Source organism: uncultured Campylobacter sp., from assembly GCF_938039245.1.
GTDB lineage: Bacteria > Campylobacterota > Campylobacteria > Campylobacterales > Campylobacteraceae > Campylobacter_A.
In genome coordinates, this window is record NZ_CALHVN010000032.1 from 1 (window position 1) to 18,890 (window position 18,890).

General features: G+C 50.1%; 18 protein-coding genes. 9 read left to right on the plus strand and 9 right to left on the minus strand.

The genetic code is table 11. From position 1 onward, the window contains the following. The first annotated feature begins 179 nt into the window (after window positions 1-179). From surE to Q0218_RS05670, 9 genes are all read left to right on the plus strand, one after another. Window positions 180-962 (plus strand): 5'/3'-nucleotidase SurE, encoded by a 783-nt coding sequence (gene surE / locus Q0218_RS05630; RefSeq protein ID WP_297967300.1) that lies wholly within the window; start codon window positions 180-182, stop codon window positions 960-962. Then, entirely contained in the window at window positions 959-1,624 is a 666-nt protein-coding gene (locus tag Q0218_RS05635) for a tRNA threonylcarbamoyladenosine dehydratase (protein WP_297967302.1), read from the plus strand. The genes surE and Q0218_RS05635 overlap by 4 nt, the downstream gene beginning before the upstream one ends. A 65-nt stretch (window positions 1,625-1,689) precedes the next feature. After that, window positions 1,690-2,355: a molybdenum cofactor guanylyltransferase gene (locus Q0218_RS05640; RefSeq protein WP_297967304.1), complete on the plus strand. Its 666-nt coding sequence runs from the start codon at window positions 1,690-1,692 to the stop codon at window positions 2,353-2,355. Next, the gene (locus Q0218_RS05645; protein WP_297967307.1) at window positions 2,352-3,446 is read left to right on the plus strand and encodes a phospholipase A; all 1,095 of its coding nucleotides are present in this window, start codon (window positions 2,352-2,354) and stop codon (window positions 3,444-3,446) included. Before Q0218_RS05640 ends, Q0218_RS05645 begins: the two co-directional genes overlap by 4 nt. Window positions 3,447-3,653: 207 nt before the next feature. Further along, window positions 3,654-3,815 (plus strand): hypothetical protein, encoded by a 162-nt coding sequence (locus Q0218_RS05650; RefSeq protein ID WP_297967311.1) that lies wholly within the window; start codon window positions 3,654-3,656, stop codon window positions 3,813-3,815. A gap of 128 nt (window positions 3,816-3,943) precedes the next feature. Further along, window positions 3,944-4,393, plus strand: coding sequence for a hypothetical protein (locus Q0218_RS05655; RefSeq protein ID WP_297967314.1), 450 nt, complete (start codon window positions 3,944-3,946; stop codon window positions 4,391-4,393). A gap of 117 nt (window positions 4,394-4,510) precedes the next feature. Continuing rightward, window positions 4,511-5,035, plus strand: coding sequence for an SMI1/KNR4 family protein (locus tag Q0218_RS05660; protein WP_297967317.1), 525 nt, complete (start codon window positions 4,511-4,513; stop codon window positions 5,033-5,035). Window positions 5,036-5,336: 301 nt separating this feature from the next. Continuing rightward, window positions 5,337-6,239 (plus strand): 1,4-dihydroxy-2-naphthoate octaprenyltransferase, encoded by a 903-nt coding sequence (gene menA / locus Q0218_RS05665; RefSeq protein ID WP_297967319.1) that lies wholly within the window; start codon window positions 5,337-5,339, stop codon window positions 6,237-6,239. Window positions 6,240-6,469: 230 nt separating this feature from the next. Next, window positions 6,470-7,039: a YceI family protein gene (locus Q0218_RS05670; RefSeq protein ID WP_297967321.1), complete on the plus strand. Its 570-nt coding sequence runs from the start codon at window positions 6,470-6,472 to the stop codon at window positions 7,037-7,039. A gap of 335 nt (window positions 7,040-7,374) precedes the next feature. On the opposite strand, the gene Q0218_RS05675 is transcribed toward Q0218_RS05670, so the two are convergent. From Q0218_RS05675 to Q0218_RS05715, 9 genes are all read right to left on the minus strand, one after another. Beyond that, window positions 7,375-8,517: a glycerate kinase gene (locus Q0218_RS05675; RefSeq protein WP_297967324.1), complete on the minus strand. Its 1,143-nt coding sequence runs from the start codon at window positions 8,515-8,517 to the stop codon at window positions 7,375-7,377. 472 nt (window positions 8,518-8,989) lie between these two features. Further along, window positions 8,990-10,360, minus strand: a complete 1,371-nt coding sequence (locus Q0218_RS05680; protein WP_297967327.1) for a GntP family permease — start codon at window positions 10,358-10,360, stop codon at window positions 8,990-8,992. A gap of 622 nt (window positions 10,361-10,982) precedes the next feature. Next, the gene (locus tag Q0218_RS05685; protein ID WP_297967329.1) at window positions 10,983-12,152 is read right to left on the minus strand and encodes a sugar transporter; all 1,170 of its coding nucleotides are present in this window, start codon (window positions 12,150-12,152) and stop codon (window positions 10,983-10,985) included. A gap of 198 nt (window positions 12,153-12,350) precedes the next feature. Then, window positions 12,351-15,005 carry a DNA polymerase I gene (gene polA, locus Q0218_RS05690; protein WP_297967332.1) on the minus strand — a complete coding sequence of 885 codons (2,655 nt, stop codon included), beginning with the start codon at window positions 15,003-15,005 and terminating at the stop codon, window positions 12,351-12,353. A 180-nt stretch (window positions 15,006-15,185) separates the two neighbouring features. Continuing rightward, the gene (locus tag Q0218_RS05695; protein WP_297967334.1) at window positions 15,186-15,428 is read right to left on the minus strand and encodes a hypothetical protein; all 243 of its coding nucleotides are present in this window, start codon (window positions 15,426-15,428) and stop codon (window positions 15,186-15,188) included. A gap of 80 nt (window positions 15,429-15,508) precedes the next feature. Beyond that, window positions 15,509-16,723: a chorismate synthase gene (gene aroC / locus Q0218_RS05700; protein ID WP_297967337.1), complete on the minus strand. Its 1,215-nt coding sequence runs from the start codon at window positions 16,721-16,723 to the stop codon at window positions 15,509-15,511. Continuing rightward, entirely contained in the window at window positions 16,720-17,388 is a 669-nt protein-coding gene (gene rnc / locus Q0218_RS05705) for a ribonuclease III (protein WP_297967339.1), read from the minus strand. Before rnc ends, aroC begins: the two co-directional genes overlap by 4 nt. Further along, window positions 17,388-17,825 carry a ribonuclease HI gene (rnhA, locus tag Q0218_RS05710; protein WP_297967342.1) on the minus strand — a complete coding sequence of 146 codons (438 nt, stop codon included), beginning with the start codon at window positions 17,823-17,825 and terminating at the stop codon, window positions 17,388-17,390. Before rnhA ends, rnc begins: the two co-directional genes overlap by 1 nt. Further along, window positions 17,803-18,849: a hypothetical protein gene (locus Q0218_RS05715; RefSeq protein WP_297967344.1), complete on the minus strand. Its 1,047-nt coding sequence runs from the start codon at window positions 18,847-18,849 to the stop codon at window positions 17,803-17,805. Before Q0218_RS05715 ends, rnhA begins: the two co-directional genes overlap by 23 nt. Window positions 18,850-18,890: the final 41 nt, after the last annotated feature.

The following is an 18,890-nucleotide window of genomic DNA, read 5'->3' on the forward strand; positions in this document are numbered from 1 at the left end:
TATAATATATTTAATATCTTAATTATAAATTAAATTTTAGAGTTACAATTTTAAGTAAATATTGCGGATCTTATAAAAAATTTAATTTCAAATAAATAAAGCTATGATAAAATCCAAATCTAAATTTTACTCGGCAAAGCTCGCTAAATTTGAGTTCTTGCAACGTTTTAAGGATAAATTTGAAAGAAATTTTGATAACCAACGACGACGGGTTCGAGGCTAGCGGCTTGCACGCTTTAGCTAGCGCGCTGCGCAAACTACCGGACACGCGCGTCACGATAGTAGCCCCAAGCAGCGAAAAATCGGCTTGCGCGCACTCTCTTACGCTAACTAGGCCTCTTCGTTTCATCAAGCTTGACGACGATTTTTACAAACTTGACGACGCTACGCCCGCTGATTGCGTCTATCTCGCGCTTCACGCGCTTTATAAAAGGCCACCCAATCTAGTCGTGAGCGGCATAAACCACGGCGCCAACGTAGGCGAGGACATCACTTACTCGGGCACGTGCGGAGCGGCTATGGAGGGCGTTTTGCAAGGGATTCCAAGCATCGCGTTTTCGCAATTTTATAAGAGCGACGGTATCGAAAAAACAGGCTTTTTACTCGCCGAAGATATCGTTAAATTTATCGTTTCTCGCGTACTAAACGGCGAGATAGCGCTGCCGCCGCGCCAGTTTTTAAACGTAAATATCCCCGCCGTCTCGCCCCGCGAATTTAGAGGCTACCGCGTTGTGCCTGCGGGTAAACGCAGCTACGCCACGCACGCGATGCTTCACCGCAACCCGCGAGGCGTCGAGTATTATTGGCTCGGACAAGCCTCGAGCCTAGACTACGAGCAAAACGGCGAGTCCGATATCAGCGCGCTTAGCGACGGTTTTGCCTCGCTTACTCCCATTATGCTAGATATGACGGCGCACGCGAGTCTAGCCGCGCTAAAAACCGCCCTAAAGGATCAAATTTGAACGAAGAAATTTTAGAAAAACCGGACCGCTTTACGAGGTCTCGATGGCTATTAGGCGATGATTTTAAAAAGCTTCAAAAAGCAAATGTCCTAATCTGCGGCGTAGGCGGCGTAGGCGGCGTCTGCGCGGACGCGCTGGCTAGAACAGGCGTAGGCAAACTCACTCTCATAGATAAGGATGTTTTTGATATAACCAATCAAAACCGCCAAATTTACAGCGAAGCCGTCGGCGCGGTCAAAGTCGGCGAATTTGCCGCAAGATACGAGTGCGTGACGGCGCTGCAAGAGCTAATGACGCCGGAGTTTGTCGAGGATTTTGATTTTTCGCCCTTTGATCTTATTATCGACGCTATCGACGACGTGCCGGCTAAAGTCGCTCTCGCGCTAAAAACGCACGAAAAGTTAATTAGCTCTATGGGCGGCGCAAAGCGTCTCGATCCGACGCAGATCAAAGTCGCATCCATCTGGCAGACCTGCAACGACCCGTTTGCCAAGAAAATACGAGCCGAGCTTAAAAAAGCGGGGTTTAAAGGCAAATTTGACGTCGTGTTTTCGACCGAGCTACCAAAATGCGTGAAACTGGGCAGCTTTATGGGCGTGACGGCGTGCTTTGGGCTAAATTTAGCCGCGCTGGCGGTAAAAAAAATCATCGGCGGCAGATAACCGATAGCTTGCCTAGGCGAGCCGAATTTATGCTATCATAGCGCACCTAAAATCAAGGAAAAAAAATGAAAACATGCGTCATCTTAGCCGGAGGCAAAAGCTCGCGAATGGGCCGCGACAAAACGCTACTGCCTTTTGGCGGATTTGCGACGCTCACGCACTACGGAGCGCATAAATTCGGGCGGATTTTCGAGCGCGTATTCGTTAGCTCCAAATTCGACAAATTTAACCCGCCCCTACCGCTCATAAAAGACGTTAGCCCAGAGGAGTTCTCGCGGTCAAATTTGACCGAGGCGAGCGACAAAGAGGGCGCAGGGGCAAGCTCCGCTCAAATTTGCTCGCAAGATACGGCAAATTTGAGCCCTGAGGCCTTTTCTCCGATGCTAGCGCTTTATAGTATCCTTAAAAATTTCCCAAACGAAAGCGTCTTTATCATCCCGACCGACATGCCCTTTGTTAGCGAAAGCTGCGTGCGCGAACTATATAAATTTGCCCGCGAATACGATATGGTCATCGCTGCGGACGAGTCGCATACGCACTCGCTTTGCGGGTTTTTTAGCGGGGACTTAGCGAACGCCGCGGGCGAGCTTTTTGCCGCGGGCGAGCACAAGATCGGGCTTTTGCGTAGCCGTTGCCGCTGTAAGATCGTAAAATTCGCACGCGAGGACGAGTTTTTTAACATCAACTATCAGGCAGATTACGAACAAGCCTTAAAAGAAGGAAAAATATGAAAAAAATTATCGTTTTATCGGCGATTTTGTTAAATTTGGCCCTAGCCGCCCAGGCGGAAACGGCGAAGCAAAATTTAGCCCCGCAACCAGAAAATCTAGCTGAAAATTTAACCGAGCCAAGCGCCAAAGACGAAGCCAAACGACTCTACGAAGCCGCCGCAAAGCTCGAGCATGAAGGCGACAAAACAAGAGCCCTTCAGCTTTATAAACTAGCGGCTAAAAAGGCGATATTTACGGACGAGGACGGCGAAACTGCCGCCATGGAGCGCTCCGTGATAGCGCCGTCAGATAGCGTAGCGGACGCGCCCGTAGAGGAGCAAAAGATAGCCTCTAAAGAGCGCCCGAAAGAAAAATTCGAAAGCGGCGAGGCATACGACGTGGATGAAATTTTAGGCCTAAAAATGCACCACCTAAACTACCTCCTGCCCGCAACCTACGCATTTAACGACGTTGATGATAGGCGCAGATTTGAGACTGCATTTCAGATCAGCTTGCAAAAGCCGCTTTTTTACGACGTGTTTGATATGAACGAAACGATCTCGGCGGGCTACTCGCAAAGCTCGTGGTGGCAGACGGCTAAATCCTCTACGCCGTTTCGCGAGACAAACTACCGCCCCGAGATTTTCGTGACCGTTCCGATGAGATTTGAGGCGATATCTAGCCTTGACTACCTGCGTGCGGGGCTTTTGCACGAGAGTAACGGCCAGGGCGGGCAGAAGTCTCGCTCGTGGAACCGCGTCTATCTCGAGGCCAAGCTTTATGCCGGTAGCCTCGTTGTGATCCCGCGAGCGTGGGCGCGCATACCCGAGAGCAAGGGTAGCGACGATAACCCCGATATCGAAAAATACCTCGGTAACATGGATATAAATTTCGCCCTGCCATACCACGGCCACATCTTTACGGCGATGGTGCGAAACAACCTGCATTTTGATAAAACAAACCGCGGCGCAGGCGAGCTTGGATGGCTGTTTCCGTTTGGCAAGAGCGGCGTTTACGGCTACGTGAAGTACTTTACGGGATACGGCGAGAGCCTCATCGACTACAACCGCCACACCGATAAAGTCGGTATCGGCTTTGCGATTTTAAAGTAAAAGGCTAGCGCGCTCAAGCGGCGCAGTCAAGGTAAAAATCGCGGCAAAACGGCCAAAAGCGATAAGTCAAATTTGCCCACACAGACAAGCGCGGCAAATTTGACGAGCGGGCAATGCGCATAGCAAAATTTTACGCAAGGTTGCCGCCGCAACATAAGCGCAAAACCCAAGGAGATAGATGAAAAATTTATTAAGGTTTTTATCGTTTTGACCTGCGCGACTTCGCTGCAAGCAGGCGGCAACTACGCGCCCAGGCAGCAAAACGACGAACAAATCGCAACCTATGAGATATTTTTAAATACGACCTGCGCAACGGCGAAAAGGACGAAAACGGCAAAATACGCAACAGGCTCTACATCATCGAGTTAGACGCGAGCGGCACGCAGCTAAATCGCTACGTCATCGACGAGGCGGACGAGAAGTACAAGCGCAAGATCCCCGATGATCCCTCTACGAAGCTAAAAATCTCGCTCGTCGTCCGCAAAAACGAGCGCTGGGTGCTACTTGAAGTGTACTCAAAAGAGCACCGAAACTCGCCTGCGTTCACGGCCGAGAGATGCCTGTGGAATGGACTAGAAAAGGAGCTGCTGGAGGATTTTGACGCTGGCGAGGTGTTAAAACTGTACCGAAAGACCAAATGCTTCGACGCAAATTTGGGCTTTTTTACCGAAAATAACATAGCCGAATACCGCAAAGACGGCAAACCGTCGTATAAGGAATTCATTGGCGTTCGAACGGGCAAAAAAGAAACGACTTTTGAAAAATACGACGACAGCGGACGCCTAAATAGCCGCATATACCAGCTAGGCGGCGACCCGCTGCTTTTTGAGTTTTTCTACCCAAACGGCAAGCTAAAAAGCGTGATAGACCAGCGCCTATCGCTCGGCAAGCCGCTAAACGAAGCGGTTAAAATACAAAAGGAATTTAACAAAAAGGCGAGCTCTTAAAAGAAGTCGTAACCGACGCAAAAGCGGGCGCGGTGAGTATGAAATTTTACGGCTAAAACGGCAAAATCATAAAAACCAAAACAAAAAACCTCAGATAAACTAGATGCGGAAAAAGACGTGTTTTTAGAGCTAGACCAAATCGCTCGCGAGCTAGACGGGATCTACCTGCCTCTGGAGCAAGAGGGCATAACGGGCATGAGACTGTCGCCGCAATGCGGCTCTGGCGCGTGCGTACAGGCGATAGAAAAAGCGCAAGAAACTCTCGGCGTCAAATTTCCGCCTGCGTTTTCGCGACTGGTTTGTAAATTTGACTTGGGCGAATTTGAAGTTTGCAACGTACGCTTTGGTATCGGCGGCGACTACGCGGGCGAACTTGTGCGGCTAAACGGCACCGACGAATACGGCGGTAAATGGTGGCCAGACGAGGCGCGTCCTGCAAATTTGATAGTTTTTGCCGTGGGTGATCCGTGGATATTTTTGCTTGATTGCGCGGACGGCACGATTTATACGTGGCTGCTTGGAGACGAAGAGATTTGCGGCAGGCGCGTCGCGAGCGATTTTGAGAGATTTTTTAGAGCGCTTGCTAGTATCGATATCGCGCGACTAAGCAAAAAGCCTTGCCTTACGCAGAAAAATCGCTAAATTTGTCTAGGCTGACGACGATAAGGCGCTTGAGTTTTGGCGAGAAACGGCGGAAATTTGATAAATTTAACGTCTAGAGCTAGGATTTTTACGCTACAAATTTAAGCGCGGACGGCTTTGGCGGCAAATTTAACTAACTTCAAAACTCTAAATACGGCGATAACCGCTGCAAATTTTAACTCCTAATTTACAAATTTCACTCGCAAACCGGGTCAAATTTATATTATTTTTTGCATTCGGGTGCTAAATTTGAGCTCAAATTTGCCGTAAATTCGGCGTATAAATTTAAAAAGGCAAAAAAATGATAACCGCAAAAGCTCTTTACGCATCCGCAAGGCTTAGATCGCTACCCCTTAGCGTCTCGGGCGTGTTGCTGGGCAGCGGCGCAGCATACGGCGTGGGCGTATTTAGAGCGGATATTTTCGCGCTGGCGCTGCTTACGACGCTACTGTTTCAGGTGCTAAGCGACTACGCCAACGACTACGGCGACGCGGTAAAAGGCACCGACGACGAGGGCAGACTGGGGCCGCGCCGCGCGATCCAAACCGGGCAGATGAGTGCGGCCGAGATGAAGCGCGTCATCGTCGCTACGGCGCTGCTTTCGGCATTTTCTAGCCTCGCGCTAAGCGTTTTGGCGTTTGGCGAGCGGTTTTATCTCGTACTGCTATTTTTGGCGCTGGGCGGTGCGTCGATATATGCCGCTATCCGCTACACCGTGGGCGTGGGCGCATACGGTTACAAGGGGCTCGGCGACGTTTTCGTGTTTTTGTTTTTTGGCCTTTTGAGCGTACTGGGCTCGTACTTTTTATACGCGCGCTCGCTTGATGCGGCGCTGCTGCTGCCTGCGTGTGCGTGTGGGCTGCTAAGTACCGCCGTACTAAATCTAAACAACATGCGCGACATCCAAAACGACGCGCTCAAGGGCAAGCGCACGGTCCCCGTGCGTATCGGGCTGCCCGCGGCCAAGCTCTATCACTACGCGCTAATCGCGGGCGGGGCGGGCCTAATGTTTTGCTACTCGTTTTTACGCGGCGAGCCGGGCGTAAAACTACTCTACGTAGTTAGCTTTGCGCCGCTTATTTGGCACCTATTTTTCGTCTCGAAAGTGCGGGAGTGTCGCGACTTCGACGGACAGCTAAAGGTCGTCGCGCTATGCACGTTTGCGATGTCGGCGCTGTTTTTCGTCGGGGAGATTTTGGGCTAAGATTTTTACTTTGGCGCACGCGGTTTATCAAATTTGCCGTATCGCGAGCGATTTTGCTGATTTTAAGCATTAAATTTAACCCTCAAGCGTGTCGCACCGCCCGGTTTTTACCATTTACTAGTCGGCAGATTTTCGGCGTAGATTCGTCGCGCAAATTTAGTTCAAAATGCGGCAAAAGCTATGTATTTACCTTTTTTAAATACACTTTCAGAAATTTACAAGGAGAAAAAATGAAAAAATTAATCAAATTTTCGCTAGTAGCAGCGCTAGCGGCAAGCTTCGCAAACGCCGCAGTCTATGAGATCGACCCGGCGCACAGCAACGTAGGCTTTAAAATCAAACACCTAAGCATATCAAAAGTAAGCGGAAATTTCGGCAAATTTAACGCCGTGATCGACTACGACAAAAACGCCAAGGAGCTAAAAGCGCTCGAGGCCACCATCGAGACCGCCTCGGTAAATACGCAAAACGAGAATCGCGACGAGCATCTGCGAAGCGCGGATTTTTTCGATGCGGCGAAATTTGACAAAATCACTTACAAAATGGTCAAATTTGAAAAAGAAAGCGACACCGAAGGCAAGGTCGTGGGCACGCTCACGATGCACGGCATCACTAAGCCCGTAGTGCTAAAATTCGAGCTTGGCGGTTTTACTGCGGATAAAAACGGCAAGGAAGAAATCGGCTTTAGCCTAGAGGGCGAGACGAAACGCAAGCTCTTTGAGATCGGGCTAGACACCTCAGAGATCACGCTATCTGACAAGGTCGAGCTAGAGATCGAAGTCGAAGCGAAAGAAAAATAATCCCCAAAATAAGCCTAAAGCCTTTTTCGGGCTTTAGGCTTGTTAAATTTGAGCTTTTGGCCAAATTTAGGCTCGTGCTACGACTCGGCATAAAATCCGCACGGAAAAAAACTCAAACTAAAATTTGTTTTTACTCTCGCAAATTTTATTAGATAAAACGGCTATAAGCTCCCCAAAGCGCCGCGCTAAAATTTAAAATCCGTAGATCTCCGCACAAAAGACGAATTTACTACAAAACCCCTCACTCAAGCTAGCTAATCATACAAAGTAAACAAAAAACTCAAGCCGGCAAACCAATAAATTCGCCAGCCCCGTCACCGCATCAAAGCATAAATTTACCCCTTGCGCCCTAGCAAATATAGTCTCAAAGCCTGCTCTGCGGTCATTTTGAGATTGCGCGTCGCGGTTTGCTTATCCATCGCCTCCTCTAGGCTCACGGGCTCGTTTAATACGCTAAAAAACGCGTCGATGCCGTTTTCGTTACAGCCGCCGGCGCACGGCGACACGCTACCGGCTAGCGCGATGACGGGTTTGCCGTATTTTTTGGCGATTTTTGCCACTCCGGTCGGGGTCTTGCCCATCGAGCTTTGAAAGTCCAGTCGCCCCTCGCCGGTGATGATTAGATCAGCGTTTTTCACGTCCTCTTCGAGGCGAATTTCCTCCATGATGATGTCGATGCCGGGCTTTAGTTTGGCGTTTAGGTAGCTCACAAACCCGTACCCCAGACCGCCTGCCGCGCCTGCGCCCTTGAAGTTCCAAAATTCGCTCGAAAAGTGCTCGCTCGTCGCGCTCGCAAAGCTGATAAGCCCAGCGTCTAGATCCTTTACCATCTGCTCGTCCGCACCCTTTTGCGGGCCGTAGACGTAGGCCGCACCGTTTTTGCCAAAGAGCGGATTGTCCACGTCGCAAGCCACGAGGAATTCGCACTCTTGCAGCTCGGGCACTACGTTTTTGTTTGAGATTTTCGTGATTTTTATGAGGTTTTCGCCTTTACCTTCAAGCAGCTCGCCGTTTTCGTCAAAAAACTCATATCCCAGCGCGCTTAGCATGCCCGTACCCGCGTCGTTCGTCGCACTACCGCCGATACCGACGATAAATTTACGCGCGCCCTTGCTAATAGCATGCAAAATCATCTGCCCAAAGCCGTAAGTGCTCGTTTTCATCGGATTTCGGCGCTCTTTTTCCACCAGCATGAGCCCGCTAGAAGACGCCATCTCGAGGATGCCCAGCTCACCTGCTAGCGCGTACCTGGCGGGGATTTTTTCACCGAGAGGATTTTGCACGATGACGTCGATAAACTCGCCATCCAGCGCGTCCGCTAACGCCACCACGCTACCCTCGCCGCCGTCCGCAATGGGCTTAACCACCACCTCATCGGTCTCACCGGCTAGGGCTTTGAGACCCTCTTTTACGGCGTTGCCGGCCTCGAGGGAGCTGAGGGAGCCTTTGAAAGAGTCGATTGCTATTAGTATTTTCATCTGTTTTCCTTTTTTGTTAGCGGCTCGTCTTTTTCCTTTATACTTCGTTAGAAATATCGCCGAAGCTCGGTTACATACTACTTGTATGCGCCCTCGCTCGGCTCATTTCCGCCTCGTCTCCTCGTAGCGAAGTCTCGTTACGAGCGCTTGCGCGAAGTAAAAAGAAAAAATACTTCGCCTTAAATTTTACGGTCTGATTTTATCAAATTTAGTTTTAAATTGCGACGCTTACAAATGCCAAATTTGACTCCAAGCCCGCGACGCTTTGTTCGAAGAGCAAAGCTATGTCGCCACATCTCACGTGCAGTGGGGTTGGAGAGGGCTTCTGCATCGCTGCGCTAGTAGCTGCAAGCAGATCGTAAGTAGCCCCCCTCTTTTTTTCGCCGCCCAAGAAAAAAAGAAAAGCTTAAAGCTAAAATTTACCATTCTATCGCACTACAAGAGCAAATTTAACCCAAATCTGCCGTCAAATTTACAGTAAAATCAGCGATGCTACCCAAACCGTCGCCATACCCACGATACCCATTATAAAGGTAAGCATCGTCTGAGTCTTGTAGCCCTGCTCCGGCGACATCTTGCTAAAGTTCGTAACGACCCAGAAATAGCTATCGTTAGCGTGCGAAACCGTCATCGCGCCCGCGGCGATCGCCATCACCGTTAGCACCGCGCCCATCTCGCTAGTTAGCCCCAGCGCGCTCATCATCGAGCCGCTATCGGTGAAAAGTCCCATGATAGAGGCCGTCGTCGTAAGCGCCACGGTCGAGCTGCCCTGAGCGGTCTTGATGATAGCGGAGATAACAAACGGGAAAAATATACCCACGGTGCCGATGAGATGAGCGTTTGCCTTCATAAACTCTACAAAGCCGGCTTTAGCGATGACGTTACCTAGCACGCCGCCCGCAGCCGTGATGAAAAGGATCGGTCCCACGATCTTTAACGTTTCGTTGGTCATATGGTTAAATTCACCCAGTTTGCCCGTTTCAGCCAGCAAGATAACGGCAAATAGCACGCCGACGCCAAGCGCAATGATCGGGTTGCCCAAAAATAAAGCAAAACTCGCAAACGCACCTTCTAGCTTTAGTATCGAGACGACCGAACCCAGCGCCATCAGCAAAATCGGCATAAAAATCGGCGCTAAGCTCAAAAACGCGCAAGGCAGCTTGCCGTGCTCTTTGATGATCTCGTCGTAGCTCTTACTCACGCCTGCAAGATCCTCTTTTAGGCTCACTTTTGCGCCGATAGTCTTAGCGAAAAGATAGCCCGCGACGAGAACCGGTATCGAAACTACCGCGCCCACGGCGATGACTAGCAGCAGATTGTGCCCCACGCCCACGGCTCCGGCGGCCGCTATGGGGCCCGGAGTCGGCGGTATAAACACGTGCGAGGTGTACAGGCCGCACGAGAGCGCGACGGCCATAGCTACGGGGTTGGCGCCGATTTTTTCCTTTATCGCGCGGCGGATCGGATCTAGCACGACAAAGCCGCTATCGCAAAAGACCGGGATACCCACAATCCAACCCATGATGAGCATAGCTAGCTCAGGACGCTTGTCGCCTACGCAGCGCACGACCATGTCGGCCAGCTTTAGCGCCGCGCCCGTCTTTTCCAGCGCCATACCGATGAGCGCGCCCAGGATGATGACGATGCCTATGCTTTTAAATATCCCGCTAAATCCTTCTCCGATGATCGCGGGGATTTTGACCAGGTCGATGCCCGCGACGACGGCAAGAGCCAGCGAGGCGAGCATGATCGCTATAAAGGGATGAACCCCGAACCTAGAAATCAGCACGATCATAAAAACGACCGCGATGACGAAGCAGACGATGAGAGCAATACCGCTCATAACAGCTCCTTTCGGATAAAATTTTTACTTAACGCAATATTACCGAAATTTGTTTTTAAAATATCTAAATTAGATTTGAAACTTTAGTTTCATTTTATAATATGTGTAAATTCGGCAGATTAGCGGTCTCGTTTTGAGTTAGTTTTAACCTATAAGCGCGCAAACGGAGCAATCTCCACTCAGGCCTTTGCTTTGCTCGCAGCGACGAATACTAAAATTAGGCTTTGCGGCGATTTTACCGATTTGACTAGGTTTAGTCTTTGCTAGCCGCCTTAAACCCGCATCTTTATGGCGCAAACGAAAAATACAATTACGCGGTTTTGGCTGAAATTTTACCGAATGCGAGGTTTATAAAGTAGCTAAATTTTGGCGACTCGCGCTTTAAATTCTGTGCCTTAATTTCTTGCGCGCTGTCGCTAAATTTTAAGGGGCTTTGGGCGGATAGCGCGGAGGATCAATAAAACAGACAGCGGAGCTAAGCGCGAGATTAAATTTTATCTGTAAAATTTAGCTAATTACGAGGTAAATTTTAAAAATTTAGACCCATAAAGCCGCTATTTTCTAAAACGCAAGCTTTAAAAACGGTGCTTCTAGCCCGCCGAAGCTCTTTCACAAATTTAGCCTACGCGCTATTTTTCTGCGCGAATTTCACGCTTGCGTAGAGGTAGCTTGCAAGTCCTAGCGCGCCCAGTATCGCGCCCGCCTCGCCTATATGCTCAAGCCCGAATCTCGTTGCGATCTGATGCCCCAAAAGAGCTCCGCCGCCGATGCCTACGTTGTAAATTGCCGAGTAAATCGATATCGCGACATCGGTAGCATCCGGAGCTAGCGCCAAAACCCTAATCTGCAAACAAAGCCCAAAGCCGAAAATACCTATCCCCCAGACGAAAGCCGCGAGCAGCAACGCCGCGTCATTTGCGACAAAAGCTTTTAGCGTTAGAGCCGAAGCTAGGATAAAGAGGATCGAGCAGATTAAAAAAGCGTTTGGAAAATGGCGATAAAGCTTTGAAAAAAGCATGCTAGCAAGAATGCCCGAAGCGCCGAATGCAAGCAGGACGTAGGTTACGAAGTGGTCGCCCGCAGGGTTAAATTTCGCCACGAAGGGCTCGACGTAGCTATATGTCGTAAAATGCGCGCCTACGATCAAAAACGTCAGCAGATACAAAGCAAGCAGCATCGGGCGCCTTGCAAGCATCGGCAAGCTCGCAAGAGAGCCCGCGCGCCTGCTCGGCAAAGACGGTAAAATTTTCCAAAGAAACAGCGCTTCCGCCGCCGCAAGCGCGCCGATCGCAAAAAACGTGATGCGCCAGCCCAAAAGCTCGCCGACCACGCGTCCCAAAGGAAGCCCTAAAACCATCGCCAGCGAGGTGCCCAAAGCCAGCATGCCAATGGCCTGAGAGCCTTTATTTATCGGCGCTAGGCGCACGACGAGCGATGAGGTGATCGACCAAAAGATCGCGTGCGAAATCGCGATGCCGAGTCGCGCGATTACCAAAACGGTAAAATTCCACGCCACGGCCGCTAGGACGTGGCTTAGCGTAAATAGTACGAAAAGTTGTAAAAGCAGTCTCTTGCGCTCGAGCTTCGAGGTTAGCAGCATTAGCGGCAGCGAGAGGATACTCACAGCCCACGCGTAGACGGTGATTATGAGGCCTACGCTAGTAGCGTCCATGCTAAAATCCGCCGCGATGTCGCTTAGCAGAGCCACGGGGATAAATTCGGTCGTGTTAAAAATAAAGGCGGCAAACGCCAGCAAGGTAACCCTCACGTAGGCGATTTTATGGACGTTCATAGATTTTCTCTTTCCAGCTTTTAGATTTAGGTTTTTGCCCTTGATTTTAGGCTAAATTTACGTTCAAGCAAGGTTTTAGCGACCGATTTTATCTTAAATTTATCCGCAAACCGCAAACGTTTAAGATTGCGCGACTAGCCCAAAGCTAGCCGGTTTTAGGCAAATTTGACGCTTACCAAGCGCCCAAAGCCTCAAATTTTATTTTAGCTCCCCCCAATCTTTCGCCACGTTTAGGCTCGTTTTTAACGGTACGTTTAGTTTATAAATTTCTTGCATTATCTTTTGCGCCGCCGCGCCGAATTCATCGGTATAATCATCTCGCACCTCGAAAATCAGCTCGTCGTGTATCTGCAAAAGCATCCTAGCGCGCTCGTCTAAAAGCGGGCGGATTTTTACCATCGCCATTTTGATGATATCCGCAGCCGAGCCCTGAAATATCGTATTTACCGCCTCGCGCTCGTACATCGCAGTTTGCATCGGCGTCGCGGTTGTAAAGTCAAACAGCCGCTTCCTACCAAGCAGCGTGCGCACGAAACCCTCGTTTTTGGCCGCAGTTTTTATCCCTTCTAAAAAACCCTTTATCGTAGGGAAAGCTTTAAAATAGCGCTCGATATACTCCTTTGCCTCGGCGCGCGTGATACTTACTTGATTTGCCAGCTTGCTCGAGCCCATGCCGTAGATGAGGCCGAAATTTATACTCTTGGCCACCGCGCGGTTTTGCCCCTCTGCGCTGCCAAATATACTAATCGCCGTGCGCGCGTGGATATCCTCGTCGTTCGCAAATGCCCCAAGCAGCGCGGCGTCGCGGCTAAAATGCGCGAGCAGTCGCAGCTCGATCTGGCTATAGTCAAGCCCTACAAAGCTAAAGCCGCTTTTAGCCTCAAAGCAGCCGCGCACGTCTTTAGCTAGGTTGCCGCGAGCGGGGATATTTTGCAGGTTCGGGTTTTTAGACGAGAGCCTGCCCGTACTCGTTCCCGTCTGGATAAAGTTCGTGTATATCCTGCTGTTAGCGTCTTTTTTAGCTAAATTTAGCAGCGGTTCGCAGTATGTGCTTTGCAGCTTATATAGCTCGCGGTATTCAAGCAGCTTAGAGATGACGGGATGCTCGTCTATGAGCTCTGCTAGTACGGCTTCGTCGGTGCCGTAGCCCGTTTTGGTTTTTTTCTTTACGGGTAGTTTTAGGTGCTCAAACAGCACTTCTCCTAGCTGTTTAACGGAGTTGATATTAAAATTTTCACCCGTTAGCTCGTAAATTTCAGCTGTTAAGGCCTTAATCTTAGCGTCGTTTCGCAGGATCAAATTTTGCATTTTCTCGCGGTTTATCGCGATACCCTCGCGCTCCATATCAAAAAGCGTGAGGATAAAAGGAAACTCGTGCGTATCTGCAAGCGCGAGCAACACCGGATCAAGCAAATTTAAAAAGCTTTTGTAAAATTTCAGCGTTATCCATGCGTCTTCGCTCGCGTATTTTGCCGCGTTTTCCAGCGCCACGGACGCGAAGGTCTCGCCGCGCTTTACCACGTCTTCAAATTTGATCGTGTCGTAGTCGTAGAGTCGCTTGGCCAGCGCGTCCATGCCTACGCTTGAACCCGGATCCATGAGCCACGCTAGTATCATCGTGTCTTTAAAATTTACGGGCGGTTCTAGCCCTAAATTTCGCTTTACGACCTTAAAATCGTACTTTAAATTTTGCCCGATCACGCAGCCTTTGTAAATTTGCGAGATCGCCCAAGCGGCGAATTTCTCGCTTACTTGCCTAGGCACGCCCAGATATTCGTGCGCCACGGGCACGTAGTAGGCTTCCTCATCGTTAAAGCAAAAGCTAAAGCCCACCAGGCGGGCGTTTTGCGTATCGACGTCCGTAGTCTCGGTGTCAAAGGCCACGAGCGTGTCCGCGTCTATATTTGCCAGCAGCCGCTCGATCTCGCCCTCGTCCGTTAAAAGCCGCGCGTTAAAACCGAGCCTAAATTCCGCGTTTTCGCCCGCATTTTGACTGTTTTGTAGCGCTTTTAAGAGGCGGTTTAGATCGTATTCGCGAAGGACGTCCGCCACCTTTACGAGCGGATTTTGTTCGGGAAATTTCGCCTTTTCAAAATCTATCGCATCGGTCGCGTCGTCAAATAGCGAGGTTAGGCGCTTGCTTAAAAACGCGCTCTCTCGGCCTTCTGCCAGCATACCGCGGATGCGCTCGTTTCGCACTAGCGGCAGGTTTTCGTAGATGCCTTCTAGGCTGCCAAATTCGCCCAAAAGCTTTTTAGCGCCGACCGCGCCGATACCTTTTACGCCGGGGATATTATCCGAGCTATCGCCCGCAATCGCTAGAAAATCGCGAATTTGAGCAGGTAAAACTCCGTATTTTTCAGCGCAGCTAGCGCTGTCGTGGTCGATCTTGCTTTGCGGGCTATAGATGCTCACTTTGCCGTCTTCGATGAGCTGATAGAGGTCCTTATCGTGTGTCACTATGCGTACGAATATATCCCGCCGCTTGCACTCTTTTACGACGCTAGCGATGATGTCGTCGGCCTCGTAGCCTTCGCGGCTTACGGCGGCTAGGCCCATTTTTTCTATCATTTCGATACAAACGGGCAACTGCTCTTTTAGCGCTGCGGGCGGCTCGGAGCGGTTGGCTTTGTAGTTTCCTAGGATCTCGTGGCGCAGCGTTTTGCCCTTGCTATCGAGCGCAAATATGATGTAGTCGCTTGCGAATTCGTTTTGCAGATTCATAATAAAATTTGCAAATCCGCTCACCATGCCGCTTGGCTTGCCCTCTTTGTTTTTAAGGCCGGGCATCGCGTAGTAAAGTCTGAAAAAAAATCCGAAAGTGTCGATGATCGTTAGCGTTTTTTGGCTCATTTTTTATCCTTTTTTGGGCTAATTTTACAAATTTTAGGCAAAAAGTAGGCTGATTTTTGATTTTATTTTAAAAGGACGCGAAAATATAAACGCGGGTACAGGCATGCCCCGTAAATCGGCGTAAATTTAATCTCGCAGCCGCTTTGCAAGCATTGCGCGCTCATAGCTCCTTGTCACGCTCTATTTTCTATGATTTCTTGCATAAATTTTAGATATTTTACGGCGCCTGCGAGCAAATTTCCTAAGCCTGCGTGCGAGATTTTTTATATCAAATATGTCCGTTACGCCGTTTTTCTCGCCGTTTATATCATAAATATAAATTCGCCAAACGTCTTTGCCGCGCGCGAAAATGCCAGATTTTTTATAAATTTTGCAGCGGGATTTTACGTATTCGTAGCCGAAATTTGCGGCTAGCTCGCTCAAACGCGCGCTAAAATCATCGCAAATTTTACGCGCGCAGCGTCCGTTTCGCTCCGCTTCGTTTGCGGCGCGGTTCGGTCTAACTATCCGTAAATTTTCTTTAAATTCGCAAGATTTGCGCTCAAATTTAAAAGCAGCATATCAGCCGTCACCAGTCTAGCCATCGCGGTAGCTACGACGCTGCCACGCACGCCGATACACGGATCGTGCCGCCCGCGTAGCTCGCAGAGGGTATCCTGCCCGCGCACGTTTTGCGTCGACTGAGATAAAAATATCGACGGAGTGGGCTTAAAATGCGTTTTTATCACGACCTCTTGCCCGCTAGTCATACCGCCCAGCGTTCCGCCCGCGTGGTTTGAGGCAAAGCCGAATTTTTCGTTTGAATTTGAGCCGCGGCAAGCCTCGCCGTCCGCCTCGCTTTTACATTTGTCAAATTTGCCGCCGTTTAAATTTGCTAGCTCGCTCGCGCCCTCAAGAGTAGAGTTATCCGCGCCCGAATTTACGCCCGCATACATCGCACCCATCGAGTCGTTATTTTTGCTGCCGCGCATCTTGCTCGCGTTCACGCCTTCGCCGATTTCTACGGCTTTGACGCCGTTTATGCCCATCATCACAGCTGCGATTGCCGCGTCAAATTTATAGTATAGCCCCTCGCCAAGCCCCGCCGGCGCGCCGCGGATCACCGTCAAGACGCTAGCTCCGACGCTATCGTGCCCCTGCTTGGCTTTTAGGATTTCCTCTTTCATCGCCTCTTCGTTACCCAGAGAAAATATCTCCGATCGCACCGCGAGATCAAAGTCTAACCGCTCGCCGCACGAAATTTCGCCCACGCTAGCCACGCCGCTTTGCACGCTGACGCCAAATTCGCCCAGCAAAATTTGAGCTATCGCGCCGCCCGCCACGCGCACGGCCGTCTCTCTAGCCGAGCTGCGTCCGCCGCCTCTGTGGTCGCGGATGCCGTATTTACGGTAGTAGGCGTAGTCGGCATGCCCCGGACGAAAGAGTTCGCGTAAATTTTCGTAATCGCCCGATTTTTGATTTTCGTTTCTGATGATAAAACCGATCGGAGTGCCTGTGCTCACGCCATCAAACACGCCGCTTAAAATCTCTACGCGGTCGCCTTCGCTCCTTGCCGTCGCAAATTTCGAGCCGCCCGGCTTTCGTTTGTCAAGCTCGCTTTGGATAAAATTTAAATCGATACGCACGCCTGCGGGAAAGCCGTCTAGCACGCCGCCTATCGCCGCTCCGTGACTCTCGCCGAACGTCGTTAGCGTTAGTTTGCGTCCGAAAGTGTTCACTTGCTCTCTCCTAAAATCTCAAGCGCGGTTTTGGCGGCTTTTTGCTCGGCTTCTTTTTTGCTCTTGCCTGCGGCTCGCGAGATCTCGCGCTCGTTTAGTATTAGTGCAATCTCAAATTCTTTCTTGTGATCGGGGCCTTTTGAGCCGACCAGCACGTATTTTGGTATCTGCGCAAAGCGCGCTTGGGTTAGCTCTTGCAGTGCGGTTTTGTAGTCTTTTACCATGCGCTCGAAATTTATATCGGGGTAGCATCTCTCAAAGGCTTTTAGGCTGGCCGCGCGCACGGCGTCAAAGCCGCTTTCTAGGTAGATCGCGCCCATCAGCGCCTCGAAAGCGTCCGAGAGTATCGAGGCTTTTAGCCGTCCGCCGTTGTGCTCCTCTGCCGGCGAGATGTTGATGAGTTGGCCCAAATTTAGATATTTAGCCAGCTCGGCGAAGCTTTTTTCATTTACGAGCGCGGCTCTTAGTTTGCTAAGATCTCCCTCGCTTAGGCGCGAAAATTTGTGAAAAAGATAATCCCCGATCACCAGATCCATCACCGCATCGCCCAAAAACTCGAGCCTTTCGTTGTTTGCGCCGCCTTTTACGCTTTTGTGCGTGAGCGCGGTTTTTAGCAGCTTTTCGTCTTTAAATTTATATCCTAATTTCTCTTCCAAATTTCGCATTATTCGCCTTTTAAGCTATTTTTTATCTTTACGGCTTGCTCGCGCGCCATCTCGTCGCAAAGCTCGTTTTGCGGGTGCCCGGCGTGGCCTTTGACCCAGATCGCTTCGACCTCGTGCGGCTCGCTTGCGCTTAGATACTCCTGCCACAGCGGGACGTTTTTTACGTTTTTAAAGCTTTTTTTGACCCAGCCCTCTAGCCACGCATTTACGGCGTTTGCGACGTATGAGCTATCGGTGTAGAGCTTTACGCGGCAGGGCTGCTTTAGCGCTTTTAGTCCCTCGATCGCAGCGCGCAGTTCCATTTGATTATTCGTCGTGTGCGCCTCGCCGCCGCTTGCCGTTTTTTTGTGCTCGCCGTACTCTAGGATGTACGCCCAGCCGCCCGGCCCCGGGTTATCCAGGCACGAGCCGTCGCTAAAAAGGCATACTGTTTTCATCGGGTTTTTCCGTGATGTGGGGCAAAATTTGCACGCTGCCTAGCTCGCTACACATCGGACAGCGGTAAAAATGCATCGGAAAGGCGTTTTTGCAGCTCTTGCAAACGTAGTTAAAGCTAAGCGCGGCCTTGTCGTAGTTTGCCGCTTTTAGTCTCTTTAAAACCTCTAGCTCAAAGCCCAGCGGCGCGCCGTCTTCGTCGCTCATACCTTTGATGAAAAATAGGCTCTTATACTCGGGGTCGGTTAAATTTACGGGCGTATTTTGATAATAAACCAAATCCAAAACGTCCCATAACGGCGGGAAATCGCTAAAATCCTTAAGCCCCGAACCGTTTAGATTTAACCTCTCCATCGCCATGCGCCGCACAAGCGCAAATTCGTCCTTTAGGGCTAAAATTTCGCCGATTTTAGCCGCTTCGTCCCTGCTTTTATCCGCTAAAATTTGCAGCGCCTTTATGTAGGCCGTCTGCGCTCTCACGCCCTCGCCGAGCTCCTGCAGCGCGTCCAAGGCCTGTAGCGCGCCCTCGTAGTCTTTTAGTTTTTCGAAAATTATCGTTAGCGATTTTAGCGCGATTTGATTTCGCGGAGAGATTTTTAGCGCCTCTAAAAAGACGCTTTTTGCGCGCTCTAAAAAGCCCGCCTTAAAATAAGTCTGACCAAGATCGGTAAAAATTTGCTCCTTTGCCGCTCGGTTTTTAGCCCGCTCTAAAGCTACGGCATAGACGTTGATAGCCTTTTCAAAATACCCGCTTTTTGAAAACGTCCCAGCCAAAAAGCACATCGTAGCCGTATCTGCGCCCGAGTTTATCAAAAGCTGCTTGTTTTCGTCGCTCAGGCCTTGAGATTTGCCGAATTTTTTCAAAAATCCCGCGATCTCCGCCTTTTCGTCCTTGCTCTTAAAAACGCCCCACGCATAGCTAAAAACGGCGATCACGAGCACTGCGGCGACTAGCACCACGAGGCCGAAAATCGGGTCTCTAAATTCGATAAAAAATATATCCAAAATGCCGCTTTCTAAAGTCAAATTTAACGCCGATTATAGCAAAACGATTGTATAATCTCGCT

Bases quoted from the DNA above. Each gene is read 5' to 3' on its own strand.
- rnc (WP_297967339.1), bottom strand. From the start codon at position 17,388: ATGCGAAATTTGGAAGAGAAATTAGGATATAAATTTAAAGACGAAAAG.
- Q0218_RS05685 (WP_297967329.1), bottom strand. From the start codon at position 12,152: ATGAACGTCCATAAAATCGCCTACGTGAGGGTTACCTTGCTGGCGTTT.
- Q0218_RS05670 (WP_297967321.1), top strand. From the start codon at position 6,470: ATGAAAAAATTAATCAAATTTTCGCTAGTAGCAGCGCTAGCGGCAAGC.
- polA (WP_297967332.1), bottom strand. From the start codon at position 15,005: ATGAGCCAAAAAACGCTAACGATCATCGACACTTTCGGATTTTTTTTC.
- Q0218_RS05640 (WP_297967304.1), top strand. From the start codon at position 1,690: ATGAAAACATGCGTCATCTTAGCCGGAGGCAAAAGCTCGCGAATGGGC.
- rnhA (WP_297967342.1), bottom strand. From the start codon at position 17,825: ATGAAAACAGTATGCCTTTTTAGCGACGGCTCGTGCCTGGATAACCCG.
- Q0218_RS05680 (WP_297967327.1), bottom strand. From the start codon at position 10,360: ATGAGCGGTATTGCTCTCATCGTCTGCTTCGTCATCGCGGTCGTTTTT.
- Q0218_RS05675 (WP_297967324.1), bottom strand. From the start codon at position 8,517: ATGAAAATACTAATAGCAATCGACTCTTTCAAAGGCTCCCTCAGCTCC.
- menA (WP_297967319.1), top strand. From the start codon at position 5,337: ATGATAACCGCAAAAGCTCTTTACGCATCCGCAAGGCTTAGATCGCTA.
- Q0218_RS05645 (WP_297967307.1), top strand. From the start codon at position 2,352: ATGAAAAAAATTATCGTTTTATCGGCGATTTTGTTAAATTTGGCCCTA.